Here is a 13218-nt window from a genome sequence, read left to right as displayed (position 1 = left end):
AGCCGCCCCGGATTATTCCTGGGCAATCGACTCGAGAAATTCCGACCGTTCGTCGCTCTTGCTCGCGATACAGTCGTACTGGTCGATGGTGAACGCCTTGCTCCCGGGCTTGGCCGGCAACGGCGCGATAGCGCAATCGGCATCCCGCGACTTGGTCCAGAGCTGCTGGGCGGTCTGCAGCTTGCCGGTGATGTCGGCCAGTTGCGCCTTGTCATTGGCATATTGCGTCTTGACCCGGTCCAGCAGCGCGTCGAAGTTTTCCTTGAGCAACTGCTCGGCGGTGTTCTTGCTGTAGGTGGCGCACTCCAGGGTCTGCTGGTCGTTTTCGACCGCGTCGCAGGGCGAGGTGCCCGTGTCTTCAGCCGCGTGGGCACCCAGGCTGACAAGCGCCAAAGCCAGGAAAATCGATTTCATTGCGGCGTCCCGATCCTTGATAAATAGAGGTGGCAAAGCGATGGAGGGCAATTCTGTCTCAAGCCCGCGTCAAAGAATAGTCGTACATGGACAAGTACTTAAAGCTACGACCCGGAAATCTGCGCAGCGGCGTCCCTTTGTCGCGGATTGACGCTTTCGGCAATTCCCCTGTCGTTTTTGCACCCGGCTCCGTGGCCCCCTGGGCATATGCTGATCCCAAAGCGCCGGCAGACGATTCGGCGCGTGAATCGCCAATAGGGGACAGCCTGATGAGCCCAGCCGAACTGCACGCCGACAGCATCGTTATCGACGGGCTGATCATTGCCAAGTGGAACCGCGAACTGTTCGAGGACATGCGCAAAGGCGGGCTGACCGCCGCCAACTGCACCGTGTCGGTGTGGGAAGGCTTCCAGGCCACCATCAACAGCATCGCCTCGAGCCAGAAGCTGATCCGCGAGAACAGCGACCTGGTCATGCCGGTGCGCACCACCGCCGACATTCGCAAGGCCAAGGAACTGGGCAAGACCGGTATCCTGTTCGGCTTCCAGAATGCCCACGCCTTCGAAGACCAGATCGGCTATGTCGAGATCTTCAAGCAACTGGGCGTCGGCATTGTGCAGATGTGCTACAACACCCAGAACCTGGTGGGCACCGGTTGCTACGAGCGTGACGGCGGCCTGTCGGGCTTCGGTCGCGAGATCGTCGCCGAAATGAACCGGGTCGGGGTGATGTGCGACCTGTCCCACGTCGGTTCCAAGACCTCCGAGGAAGTCATCCTCGAATCGAAAAAGCCGGTCTGCTACTCCCATTGCCTGCCGTCGGGGCTCAAGGAGCACCCGCGCAACAAGTCCGATGAAGAGTTGAAATTCATTGCCGACCACGGCGGTTTCGTCGGTGTGACCATGTTCGCGCCGTTCCTCGCCAAGGGCATCGATTCGACCATCGACGACTACGCCGAAGCCATCGAATACACCATGAACATCGTCGGCGAAGACGCCATCGGCATCGGCACCGACTTCACCCAGGGCCATGGCCAGGACTTCTTCGAATACCTGACCCACGACAAGGGCTACGCCCGTCGCCTGACCAGTTTCGGCAAGATTATCAACCCGCTGGGCATCCGCACCGTGGGCGAGTTCCCCAACCTCACCGAGACCCTGCTCAAGCGCGGTCACAGCGAGCGCGTGGTGCGCAAGATCATGGGCGAAAACTGGGTCAACGTCCTCAAGGACGTCTGGGGCGAATAACGCCGCGGTCTTTTCCCAACTGACAACACACCCTGCGCGCCGGTCGCGCAGGGCGTAAGCGGCCAGCCGCGATCAACGAATTCTGGAGTGTTACCCATGGCTAAAATCGCCCCGCAACTGCCTATCGAAGTCGACAGCGAAACCGGTGTCTGGACCTCCGACGCCCTGCCGATGCTCTACGTGCCGCGGCACTTCTTCGTCAACAACCACATGGGCATCGAAGAAGTCCTGGGGGCCGAGGCCTACGCCGAGATCCTCTACAAGGCCGGCTACAAGTCCGCCTGGCACTGGTGTGAAAAAGAAGCCGAATGCCATGGCCTGGAAGGCGTCGCGGTGTTCGAACACTACATGAAGCGCCTGTCGCAACGCGGCTGGGGCCTGTTCAAGATCCAGGACATCGACCTCGACAAGGGCACTGCCAGCGTCAAGCTCGAACACTCGGCGTTCGTCTACGTCTACGGCAAGGTCGGGCGCAAGGTCGACTACATGTTCACCGGCTGGTTCGCCGGCGCCATGGACCAGATCCTGGCCGCGCGCGGCAGCGCGATCCGCACCGTGGCCGAGCAGGTCTACGGTGGTTCCGAAGAAGGTCACGACGATGGCCTGTTTACTGTCAAGCCGTTGTAAGTCGAGGATCGCACCATGGCTTTCGAAGCAATGTTCCAGCCGATCCAGATCGGCAAGCTGACCATCCGCAACCGCGTGCTCAGTACCGCCCACGCCGAGGTGTATGCCACCGACGGCGGGATGACCACCGAGCGCTATGTGAAGTATTACGAAGAGAAAGCCAAGGGCGGCATCGGCCTGGCGATCTGCGGTGGCTCGTCCGTGGTGGCCATCGACAGCCCGCAGGAGTGGTGGAGCTCGGTGAACCTGTCCACCGATCGCATCATTCCGCACTTCCAGAACCTGGCCGACGCCATGCACAAGCATGGCGCCAAGATCATGATCCAGATTACCCACATGGGCCGTCGCTCGCGTTGGGACGGTTTCAACTGGCCGACCCTGATGTCGCCTTCGGGCGTGCGTGAGCCGGTGCACCGTGCCACCTGCAAGACCATCGAGCCGGAAGAGATCTGGCGGGTGATTGGCAACTATGCCCAGGCCGCGCGCCGGGCCAAGGCCGGCGGCCTGGACGGCGTCGAGCTGTCCGCCGTGCACCAGCACATGATCGACCAGTTCTGGAGCCCGCGGGTCAACAAGCGGACCGACGAATGGGGCGGCACCTTCGAAGGCCGGATGAAGTTCGGCCTGGAAGTGCTCAAGGCCGTGCGCAAGGAAGTCGGCGACGATTTCTGCGTCGGCATGCGCATCTGCGGTGACGAATTCCACCCGGACGGCCTGTCCCACGAGGACATGAAGCAGATCGCCAAGTATTACGACGACACCGGCATGCTCGACTTCATCGGCGTGGTCGGTTCGGGCTGCGACACCCACAACACCCTGGCCAACGTGATCCCGAACATGAGCTTCCCGCCGGAGCCGTTCCTGCACCTGGCGGCCGGGATCAAGGAAGTGGTCAAGGTTCCGGTGCTGCACGCGCAGAACATCAAGGACCCGAACCAGGCCACCCGTATCCTCGAAGGCGGCTATGTCGACATGGTCGGCATGACCCGCGCGCATATCGCCGACCCGCACCTGATCGCCAAGATCAAGATGGGCCAGGTCGACCAGATCAAGCAATGCGTCGGCGCCAACTACTGCATCGACCGGCAGTACCAGGGCCTGGATGTGCTGTGCATCCAGAACGCCGCGACTTCCCGTGAATACATGGGCGTGCCGCACATCATCGAGAAATCCACCGGGCCCAAGCGCAAGGTGGTGATCGTCGGTGCCGGTCCTGCCGGGATGGAGGCCGCGCGCGTGGCCGCTGAACGCGGGCACGATGTGACCCTGTTCGAGAAGAAAGACGCCATCGGCGGGCAGATCACCACGGCCTCGAAGGCGCCGCAGCGTGACCAGATCGCCGGTATCACCCGCTGGTTCCAGCTGGAGCTGGCGCGCCTGAAGGTCGACCTGCGCCTGGGCACCGCCGCCGATGCCGCGACCATTCTCGACCTGCGCCCGGACATCGTGGTGCTGGCCGTCGGCGGGCATCCGAATCTGGAGCAGAACGAACACTGGGGCGCCGCTGAAGGGCTGGTGGTCAGCAGTTGGGACGTGCTGGACGGCAAGGTCGCACCGGGCAAGAACGTACTGGTCTACGACACCATCTGCGAGTTCACCGGTATGTCGGTGGCCGACTTCCTCGCCGACAAGGGCAGCCAGGTGGAAATCGTCACCGACGATATCAAACCGGGCGTGGCGATTGGCGGTACGTCGTTCCCGACCTACTACCGCAGCATGTACCCGAAAGAAGTGATCATGACCGGCGACATGATGCTGGAGAAGGTCTATCGCGAGGGCGACAAGCTGGTGGCAGTGCTGGAGAACGAATACACCGGCGCCAAGGAGGAGCGGGTGGTGGACCAGGTGGTGGTGGAGAACGGCGTGCGTCCGGACGAGGAAATCTACTACGGGCTCAAGGAAGGTTCGCGCAACAAGGGCCAGATCGATGTCGAAGCCCTGTTCGCGATCAAGCCGCAGCCGTGCCTGAGCCAACCCGGTGACGGCTACCTGCTGTTCCGCATCGGCGACTGCGTGGCCCAGCGCAACACGCACGCGGCGATCTATGACGCGTTGCGTCTGTGCAAGGATTTCTAAGCCACCCTCCTGTGGGAGCCGGCTTGCCGGCGATGAACGATAACGCGGGTTGACTGATGCACCGCGTTGCCTGAATCGCCAGCCGACCGGCTCCTGCCGAGCCCCGAGGTCTTTGGGAGCTGCACCATGTTGAACACCCTTCTTCCCATCCTGCTGTTTGCCGCCCTGGGCCTTGGCGTCCTCGGCGCGCTGCGGCGGATCGCCATGTGGCGTCGCGGTCGACCCTCGAAAGTCGATCTGCTCGGCGGCCTTTTCGCCATGCCCAAGCGCTATATGGTCGACCTGCACCATGTAGTGGCGCGGGACAAATACATCGCCAACACCCACGTCGCCACGGCCGGCGGCGCGGTGGCGTCGATCGTGCTGGCGATCCTGGTGCACGGTTTCGGCCTGCATAACCAGATCCTCGGCTATGCCTTGCTGCTGATGTCGGCGGTGATGTTTGTCGGTGCGATCTTTGTCTATCTGCGCCGCCGCAACCCGCCGAGCCGTCTGTCGAAAGGCCCGTGGATGCGCCTGCCGAAAAGCCTGCTGGCCTTCTCGGCGTCGTTCTTCCTGGTGACCCTGCCGGTGGCCGGCATCCTTCCGGAAGACTTCGGCGGCTGGGTACTGGCGGTGATCTTCGGCATCGGTGTGCTGTGGGGCGTGTCCGAGCTATTCCTCGGCATGACCTGGGGCGGCCCGATGAAGCACGCCTTCGCCGGTGCCCTGCACCTGGCCTGGCACCGCCGTGCCGAACGCTTCGGCGGCGGCCGTTCCACCGGCCTCAAGCCGCTGGACCTGAGCGACCCGAAAGCGCCGCTGGGCGTGGAGAAACCCAAGGACTTCACCTGGAACCAACTGCTGGGCTTCGACGCCTGCGTGCAGTGCGGTAAATGTGAAGCCGCCTGCCCGGCGTTCGCCGCCGGCCAGCCGTTGAACCCGAAAAAACTGATCCAGGACATGGTGGTCGGTCTGGCGGGCGGTACTGACGCGAACTTCGCCGGCAGTCCATACCCTGGAAAAGCCATCGGCGAGCATTCGGGCAACCCGCACCAACCGATCGTCAACGGCCTGGTGGACGCCGAGACCCTGTGGTCCTGCACCACCTGCCGCGCCTGCGTCGAGGAATGCCCGATGATGATCGAGCACGTCGATGCCATCGTCGACATGCGTCGTCACCTGACCCTGGAAAAAGGCGCCACGCCGAACAAGGGCGCCGAAGTCCTGGAAAACCTGATCGCCACCGACAACCCCGGCGGTTTCGCCCCGGGCGGGCGGATGAACTGGGCGGCGGACCTGAACCTCAGCGTGCTCGGCGAGAAGAAAACCACCGACGTGCTGTTCTGGGTCGGCGACGGCGCCTTCGACATGCGCAACCAGCGCACCTTGCGCGCCTTCGTCAAAGTGCTGAAGGCGGCCAAGGTCGACTTCGCGGTGCTCGGCCTGGAAGAGCGCGACAGCGGTGACGTGGCCCGGCGCCTGGGCGACGAGGCGACCTTCCAGCTGTTGGCCAAACGCAATATCCAGACCCTGGCCAAATACAGCTTCAAGCGCATCGTCACCTGCGATCCTCACAGTTTCCATGTACTGAAGAATGAATACGGTGCCTTCGGCGGCAACTACCTGGTGCAGCATCACAGCACCTACATGGCCGAACTGATCGGCGCCGGTGCCTTGAATCTCGGTGAGCACAAGGGCAACAGCGTGACCTATCACGATCCGTGCTACCTGGGCCGCTACAACGGCGAGTATGAAGCGCCGCGTGACGTGCTGCGGGCACTGGGGATCGAGGTCAAGGAAATGCAACGTTCCGGTTTCCGTTCCCGTTGCTGCGGCGGCGGTGGCGGTGCACCGATCACCGATATCCCCGGCAAGCAGCGGATTCCCGACATGCGCATGGAAGACATCCGCGAAACCGGCGCCGAACTGGTGGCGGTCGGTTGCCCGCAATGCACGGCGATGCTCGAAGGCGTGGTCGAACCGCGTCCCTTGATCAAGGACCTGGCCGAACTGGTGGCCGATGCCCTGCTTGAAGACGCGGCACCGAGCAAGCCAGCCCCCAAGCGTGAACCTGCGGAGGTGCACTGATGAGCGATATTATCCGCCGCGACCCGCGCGCCGAGTGGATCGCCCGCAACCGCCTGCACCCGCTGCACGCGGCCATGCAACCGGTACAACACAGCTGGATGGGACCTAACGGTCTGATCCGCAAGAACGTCCATGGCGTCGGTTTCATCGGCCCCAACGGCATCAAGCGCATCGATCGCAGCGGCGCCCAGCAGGGCGGCGCGACCAAGCGTTCGGCCAGCGTCGAGGTACAACTGCCGCTGCACCAGGTGCTGCAACCGGCGTTCTATATCAGCGTGGTGCCGGACATGGTCGGCGGTCGCCTGAGCAGTCACGACCGCGATCTGCTGGGCCTGGCCCACCAGATGGCGGGCAAGGACGGCGCGGTCCTGGCCGTGGTCTTTGGCGAGCACAAGGAATCCACCTTCGAAACCGCCGGCGTCGACCGCCTGCTGGTGCTCGACGGCGATGAGTTCAGCGGTTACTCACCGGAACAGCGGGTCCAGGGCCTGCGGGCTGTGGATAACCAGTTCAATCCCCGTCACTGGTTGCTGCCGGACAGCCGCAGCGGCGGTGGCGAACTGGGCCGGCGCTTTGCCGCCAGCCTGGGCGAACGCCCGGCCACGCGGGTCTGGCAGGTCAAGGGCGACGAGTGCATCGGTCGCGCCGGTGCCGGCCTGCAGGACCTGGCACGACCCTTGGCGCGCCTGATCCTGGCCGCCGCCGAATGCGCCGAGCCGGTCAGCGAAACCCGTCACGAAGCCTTGCCCGTGGAGTTATCCACAAGCATCGCCCGAAGCCTGCCACGTATCGAGGATCTCGGCGCGGTGGCGGTGGACCCGGGGGCGATTCCCATGGCCGAAGCCGAATTCATTTTCTCCGGCGGCAACGGGGTCAAGGACTGGGCGCTGTTCCATGAAACGGCGGCGGCCCTGGGCGCCACCGAAGGCGCTTCGCGGGTGGCGGTGGACGACGGCTTCATGGCCCGCGACCGCCAGGTCGGCGCCAGCGGCACCTGGGTCACCGCGCGGGTCTACGTGGCCGTGGGGATTTCCGGGGCGATCCAGCACCTGCAAGGCATCGGTGCCTGCGACAAGGTGGTGGCGATCAACCTCGATCCGGGTTGCGACATGATCAAGCGTGCCGACCTGTCGGTGATCGGCGAGAGCAGCGAGATCTTCCGCGCCCTGATCGCGGCGGTGACGGCATATCGCAACGGCGCCAAGCGCGATGCGGCTTAAGGTAGGGATGACGTCATGAGTACGAATGTAATCAGCCTGGTGTCCATCGGTGCCCACCCCACCTCCGGCCGCGCCCGTCGCGCCGAGCAGGATGCCCGCGCGGTGGAACTGGGTTTGCAACTGGCTGGGGATAACTTGCAGGTGGTGCATGCCGGCGATGTCTCGGAGCCGGCGCTGCGGGCTTACCTGGGCATGGGCCTGGACGAGTTGCGGGTGCTGGAACAACCGGCCGGCGCCGACGCGCTGCCGGTGTTGACCGATTATCTGCGCGATGCCGGGGCCCAGCTTGTTCTCACGGGTAGCCAGGCGGAAACCGGCGAAGGCTCGGGCATGCTGCCGTTCCTGCTGGCGGAAAACCTCGGTTGGCCGCTGGTGGTGGGGCTGGCCCAGGTCGAGTCCATCGCCAATGGCGTCGCCCATGTGCTGCAAGCCTTGCCACGTGGGCAGCGGCGTCGGCTGAAAGTCCGTCTGCCGTTTCTCGCCACGGTGGATAACGCCGCGCCCAAGCCACGGCAAAGTGCCTACGGCCCGGCGCAGCGTGGGGTGTTGCACGCCGAGGAAGTGGAGGTGCTGGAGGATGAGTTATTCACCGGTGCGCTGCTGCAACCGGCCAAGCCACGGCCCAAGCGCCTGAAGGTGATCAAGGCCAAGAGCGGTGCCGACCGGATGAAGGCGGCGACGGCCAAGGCCAGTGGCGGCGGCGGGCAGGTGCTCAAGGGCGTCAGCGCCGAGGCCGGGGCCGAAGCGATTCTCAAGCTGTTGATCGAGGAAGGCGTGCTGCGCTGAAAACGGCACGCTGCAGGTTTCGGGGGAGTACCCGCGAGGGCTCCCTCATCAACGCATCAGTCCAATACCTCTTTACTGCCAGAACAGGGCGCGCTGTGGAAAGCGTGTCGCCCGACGTTCGATGGCATCATTTCCTGCCCTTTGACACTTCAGACCTTTGCCGGACGGCCAAGTGTCCACAGAGACTGTGGGCCGGCCTGTGGATAAGGTGTTTGTGCATCGCCACACCCCACGCAGATCAACCCCTGTAGCCCTTAGTACGAAAAATGATCAGCCTAACTGGCGGTTTTTACTCGAGTTTTTATGTGGATAAGGGCTTTGCAGGATTACGTGCGGGCGGCCAGTTGTTAACAAAGTCTGTTGGCGCTTTTGTGGATAAGATGTTTGCTATCCCTTGTGGGCCTTGTTTTATAAGGCTTGCAAAGGTTTGATCAAAAAATATACAAACACGTCTTTTGCTGCATTTGATCGTTCTGAAACCTTCTGTTTTCGCGGCTTTCAGCGGTTTTCCACAGAGCCCTGGATAAATCGCCGACTTGCACACAAAGTCTGTTGGCCTTTCTGTGGATAAGGTGTTCGCGGTCCTCTACAGGCCTTTAAATACATGGCTTTCAAAGATAAGGTTAAAAAACGATCAATCCCTGCCTGAACAGGGGTTTCTGAATAAGTCACGGATTTTATTCAGATTCCGCCTCCATCGACGTCGCATAAACCGCCACTTGCCCACATTTGCTGTGGGTGGCTCTGTGGATAAGTTGTTCGCTAAGGTCGCTAGGCCCCGATTCTTATAGCGCGCAGCGCTATAGATCAAATTTCATACAGTTCTAAGGGTGTTCATTGACACCCCCCTGCCCAAAGTCTTCACTCATCCCACAAGGACACCACGTTATTCGCTTCCATATCAGGTTCAGGGAGAACGCTTGATGGGTCGCCAACCGCACCACCGCCCACCGCCACTCCCCGGCCTCAATGCCGTGGCCCGAGCCAGTGCCCTGGTTCCCCGGCGTATTCATCGCCATGCCCGCAATCAGCGTGCTCGCCTATAGCCTCTGCCCTGGCGCCGGCGCGCTCCGATCTCCCTGTGCACAACCGGCTCGTACGTGGAGCCCGTGGGTGCGTTCGCCTGTGACATCACCGTCTGCCCCTGCAGCGGCAACCGCAGAGTTGCCCGACCTAGCCTTGAGAGGAAATAACCATGACACGGATTTCGACACCCATCAGTGAGATCAAGGAGCGCTACGACGTCATCGTGATCGGTTCCGGCTATGGCGGCGGCATCGCGGCGTCACGGCTGTCGCGTGCCGGGAAAAGTGTCTGCCTGCTGGAGCGCGGGCGGGAGATCCAGCCGGGGGAATACCCCAACACCATGGTCGCGGCGACGGAAGAGTTGCAGGTCCATGACCCGGACGGTCATATCGGTTCGCGTACCGGTCTATTCGACCTGCACGTCAATGCCCAGCAGAACGTGGTGGTCGGTTGCGGCCTGGGGGGCACCTCGCTGATCAATGCCAACGTGTCCCTGGAGCCGGAGCCGGGGGTCTTCGATGACCCGCGCTGGCCTCAGGCGGTGCGCGAGCATCGGGACACACTGCTTGCCGAAGGTTATGCGCGGGCCCGGGAAATGCTCAAGCCCAACCCTTATCCGGCGTCCGGGCCGAAATTGCCCAAGCTGGACGCCAACCGCAAGTCGGCGGATTTCCTGAAAGAGAAAGCGCATTTCTACACGCCGCCGATCAACGTGACCTTCGACAAACTGCCCAACAATCTCAACCATGTCGGCGTCGAACAGTTGCCGTGCAACCAGTGCGGCGACTGCGTCTCGGGCTGTAACAACAAGGCCAAGAACACCACCTTGATGAACTACCTGCCGGATGCCTGGAACCATGGCGCGGAGATTTTCTGCCAGGCCGAGGTGCGGCATCTGGAACGCGACGGCGATGGCTGGATCGTGCACTTCCAGTACCTGGACAGCGGCCGGGAAGCATTCTCGGCACCGACGCTGTTCGTCAGGGCCAACATAGTGGTCGTCTCCGCCGGCACCCTGGGCTCCACGGAAATCCTCCTGCGTTCGCGCAGCAAAGGCGTGCCGATGTCCGACCAGCTTGGCGAAAACATGAGCGGCAACGGCGATATCCTCGGCTTTGGCCACAACTGCGAACAGACCATCAACGGCATCGGTTTCGGTGCTCATTCGGCCAAGGAGATGGAGCCGGTCGGTCCGTGCATCACCTCGATCATCGACATGCGCACCGAAGGCGACTGGCGCAGCCGCATGGTGATCGAAGAGGGCTCGATTCCGGGGGCGCTGGGGCGGCCCATGGTGCCGGCCATGGCGGGGTTTGCCGGGTTGATCGGCGAGGCCACCGACAAGGGCCTCAACGCCCAGCTCCACTACAAGGCCCGCGAGGCCGAAAGCTTCCTGCGCGGCCCGTACTACGGCGCGCTGCACAATATGCAGACCTACCTGATCATGAGCCATGACGACGGCAAGGGCCGCATGCTGCTGGATGACAAGGACCAGCTGCGCATCGACTGGCCGGGAGTGGGCGAACAGGAGAACTTCAAGCTCGGCAACGACCGCCTGCGCCAGTCGACCAAGGCCCTGGGCGGGGTCTGGGTGCCGAACCCGATCTGGACCAAACTGCTCAAGCACAGCATCGTCTCGGTGCACCCGCTGGGCGGCTGCGTGATGGGCGAGGACGCCGAGCAGGGCGTGGTCAACCACAAGGGCCAGGTGTTCAGCGGCACCAGCGGCAACGCGGTCTATCCGGGGTTGTACGTGGCCGATGGCGCGGTGATTCCGACCTCGCTGGCGGTCAATCCGCTACTGACCATTTCCGCAGTCAGCGAGCGCAACATGGGCCTGCTGGCCGCCGACCGCGGCTGGGTCATCGACTACCGCCTGCCGTCGGCACCGCGCAAACCGGTGGCACCGCCGACCCTGGGGGTGCAATTCACCGAAACCATGAAGGGCTATTTCTCCCGGGACTTCACCGAGCCCCAGGGCACCGACCTGGCGCTCTACCAGGCGGCGGCCAAGCGCGGCGAGGCGCAGCACTCGCCCATCGAGTTCACCCTGACCATCACCGCCAACGACCTCAATCGCCTGATCAAGGAACCGGCGCATGCCGCGACCCTGGTCGGCACCCTCGATGCACCGGCGCTTTCGCCTTATCCGCTGACGGCCAGCAACGGCGTGTTCAACCTGTTCGAACAGTATGAGCAGCAGGTCGGCGTGCGCCATATGAACTACGACATGAAACTGACCGCCGAGGACGGTCGCGACTATTACTTCAGCGCCTTCAAGACGGTGCCCGAAGACAACGGCGTGCTGAATATCTGGCCGGACACCAGCACCCTCTACGTCACGCTCTATCAAGGCCCGGACAAGACGGGCACGGTGATCGGCTCCGGGGTCATGCATATCGAACCCGCCGACTTCGCCAAGCAGATGACCACCATGAAGGTGCTCAATGCCCGTAGCGAGCGCGAGCGGATCGAAGCCCTGGCGCGTTTCGGCAAGTTCTTCGCCGGGATTCTCTGGGAGAGCTACGGCGGCGTGTTTGCTGGCGATATCTACTTCAACCCGGATGCGCCGCCCCGGCACAAGCGGCCGCTGGATGCGCCGGTGCCGACGGTGCATTTCTTCGAGACCGAGGACCATGTCCAGTTGCGCCTGACCCGTTACCAGGCCGGCAGCAAAGGCCCGGTGATGCTGGTGCACGGCTTGGGGGTGGGCTCGAATATCTTTTCCACCGACACCATCCAGACCAACCTGCTGGAGTACCTGTGCAAGCACGAGTACGACGTCTGGCTGCTGGATTTTCGGGTCAGCATCCTGTTGCCGGCGAGCAAGCAGGAGTGGAATGGCGACCAGATCGCCCAGTACGACTACAAGGCGGCCATTGCGCAGATTCGCCAGGCGACCGGCGCCCTGGACGTGCAGTGCGTGGTGCATTGCTACGGCGCCACGACCTTCTTCATGTCGCTATTGGCGGGGCTGGCGGATGTGCGCTCGGTGGTCTGTTCGCAGATCGCCGCGGACACGGTGGTGGCCACGGCGACCGGGATCAAGGCCGGCCTGCACCTGCCGGGGGGGCTCGATGCGCTGGGTGTCAAGTCGCTGACCGCCTATGCCGACAGCAAGGAAAGCTGGTTCAACAAACTCTATGACAAGGCCCTCAACGTCTATGCGCGGATCGAGGCCCAGGGCTATTGCACCAACCCGGTCTGTCACCGGATCACCTTCATGTATGCCTCGCTGTACCGTCACGACACCCTCAACGAAACCCTGCACGACAACCTGCACGAGCTGTTTGGCAGCTCGAATATCCAGACCTTCGAGCACCTGGCGCTGATCTGTCGCAAGGGGCACCTGGTGGACTTCAAGGGCAACGATGTCTACATGCCGCATTTCAACCGGCTGCAGTTGCCGATCTGCTTTATCAGCGGCGCCGACAACCAGTGCTACCTGCCGGAAAGTACCGAGAAGACCTACGACCGCCTGGTCGCGCTGCATGGCCCCGAGCTGTTCAGCCGCCATGTGGTGCCGGGCTACGGTCATATCGACTGCATGTTCGGCAAGAACGCGGTGGTGGATGTGTACCCGCTGATTCTTGATCACCTGGAGAAAACCGCGCAGCGCTGATACGCAACGGTCTTGAAAGCGCCGTAACACCTGTAGGAGCCGGCTTGCCGGCGATGGCGTCCGTGAATGCACTGCAAGGGCCCCGTCGCCAGCAAGCCGGCTCCCACAAGGATCGTGATCGACCGGTAAA

At 62.9% G+C, this 13218-nt stretch carries 8 protein-coding genes; 7 read left to right on the top strand and 1 reads right to left on the bottom strand.

What is annotated here, in order from left to right:
- Positions 1-12 precede the first annotated feature (12 nt).
- Positions 13-414: a lysozyme inhibitor LprI family protein gene (locus tag UCMB321_RS25045; protein ID WP_040071355.1), complete on the bottom strand. Its 402-nt coding sequence runs from the start codon at positions 412-414 to the stop codon at positions 13-15.
- Positions 415-683: 269 nt separating this feature from the next.
- Here UCMB321_RS25045 and UCMB321_RS25040 point away from each other — a divergent pair, with 269 nt between their 5' ends.
- The 7 genes from UCMB321_RS25040 (at position 684) to UCMB321_RS25010 (ending at position 13088) form a co-directional block, all read left to right on the top strand.
- Positions 684-1661: a dipeptidase gene (locus UCMB321_RS25040; RefSeq protein WP_040071354.1), complete on the top strand. Its 978-nt coding sequence runs from the start codon at positions 684-686 to the stop codon at positions 1659-1661.
- A gap of 96 nt (positions 1662-1757) precedes the next feature.
- On the top strand, positions 1758-2288 hold the full coding sequence (locus UCMB321_RS25035; protein WP_040071353.1) for a DUF5943 domain-containing protein: 531 nt from the start codon (positions 1758-1760) through the stop codon (positions 2286-2288).
- 15 nt (positions 2289-2303) lie between these two features.
- Positions 2304-4364 carry a dimethylglycine demethylation protein DgcA gene (gene dgcA / locus UCMB321_RS25030; RefSeq protein WP_040071352.1) on the top strand — a complete coding sequence of 687 codons (2061 nt, stop codon included), beginning with the start codon at positions 2304-2306 and terminating at the stop codon, positions 4362-4364.
- Positions 4365-4490: 126 nt separating this feature from the next.
- Positions 4491-6434 (top strand): dimethylglycine demethylation protein DgcB, encoded by a 1944-nt coding sequence (dgcB, locus tag UCMB321_RS25025; RefSeq protein ID WP_040071351.1) that lies wholly within the window; start codon positions 4491-4493, stop codon positions 6432-6434.
- Complete coding sequence (gene etfA, locus UCMB321_RS25020; RefSeq protein WP_040071350.1) at positions 6434-7654, top strand: electron transfer flavoprotein subunit alpha; 1221 nt, start codon at positions 6434-6436, stop codon at positions 7652-7654. Before dgcB ends, etfA begins: the two co-directional genes overlap by 1 nt.
- A gap of 15 nt (positions 7655-7669) precedes the next feature.
- Complete coding sequence (gene etfB / locus UCMB321_RS25015) at positions 7670-8440, top strand: electron transfer flavoprotein subunit beta (RefSeq protein WP_040071349.1); 771 nt, start codon at positions 7670-7672, stop codon at positions 8438-8440.
- A gap of 1195 nt (positions 8441-9635) precedes the next feature.
- The gene (locus UCMB321_RS25010; RefSeq protein ID WP_040071348.1) at positions 9636-13088 is read left to right on the top strand and encodes a GMC family oxidoreductase N-terminal domain-containing protein; all 3453 of its coding nucleotides are present in this window, start codon (positions 9636-9638) and stop codon (positions 13086-13088) included.
- The last annotated feature ends 130 nt before the right edge of the window (positions 13089-13218 follow it).

This window comes from Pseudomonas batumici, assembly GCF_000820515.1.
GTDB classification, from domain to species: domain Bacteria; phylum Pseudomonadota; class Gammaproteobacteria; order Pseudomonadales; family Pseudomonadaceae; genus Aquipseudomonas; species Aquipseudomonas batumici.
Note: the sequence above shows the minus strand (reverse complement) of the source record. Positions and strands in the feature narration are given on the sequence as shown.

Bases quoted from the DNA above. Each gene is read 5' to 3' on its own strand.
- UCMB321_RS25045 (WP_040071355.1), bottom strand. From the start codon at position 414: ATGAAATCGATTTTCCTGGCTTTGGCGCTTGTCAGCCTGGGTGCCCAC.
- UCMB321_RS25040 (WP_040071354.1), top strand. From the start codon at position 684: ATGAGCCCAGCCGAACTGCACGCCGACAGCATCGTTATCGACGGGCTG.
- UCMB321_RS25035 (WP_040071353.1), top strand. From the start codon at position 1,758: ATGGCTAAAATCGCCCCGCAACTGCCTATCGAAGTCGACAGCGAAACC.
- dgcA (WP_040071352.1), top strand. From the start codon at position 2,304: ATGGCTTTCGAAGCAATGTTCCAGCCGATCCAGATCGGCAAGCTGACC.
- dgcB (WP_040071351.1), top strand. From the start codon at position 4,491: ATGTTGAACACCCTTCTTCCCATCCTGCTGTTTGCCGCCCTGGGCCTT.
- etfA (WP_040071350.1), top strand. From the start codon at position 6,434: ATGAGCGATATTATCCGCCGCGACCCGCGCGCCGAGTGGATCGCCCGC.
- etfB (WP_040071349.1), top strand. From the start codon at position 7,670: ATGAGTACGAATGTAATCAGCCTGGTGTCCATCGGTGCCCACCCCACC.
- UCMB321_RS25010 (WP_040071348.1), top strand. From the start codon at position 9,636: ATGACACGGATTTCGACACCCATCAGTGAGATCAAGGAGCGCTACGAC.